Genomic DNA, 273 nt, shown 5'->3' on the forward strand with positions numbered 1-273 from the left:
CCGTAGCGCATGCTGTAATCGGCATATTGAAACGAGAGTCCGACGAACTCCTCCAGGCCGGGTGAAACGAGATCGCGCTTGCGGCGCAGTTCGTTCCACGGCGTGATCCATTTCGGATACTCCTGGGCCATCGAAAGGGGTGCCGCGACGCCCGCCTTCATTTCAAGCGCATCCGCAATCGCCGGCCAGACATTCTCCCAGGTGAATACATCGCCATTGGTGACGTTGAACGCTTCGTTGCGCGCCGCGGCGGCTTCGCCCGACCACGCGATG

General features: G+C 61.2%; 1 pseudogene. It reads right to left on the minus strand.

The features are described 5' to 3' along the window. Positions 1 to 273 (minus strand): annotated as a pseudogene (locus QWJ41_RS21350) (hypothetical protein); the annotation flags it as partial.

The sequence above is a fragment of the Nocardioides cremeus genome (assembly GCF_030518195.1).
Taxonomy (GTDB): Bacteria; Actinomycetota; Actinomycetes; order Propionibacteriales; family Nocardioidaceae; genus Nocardioides; species Nocardioides cremeus.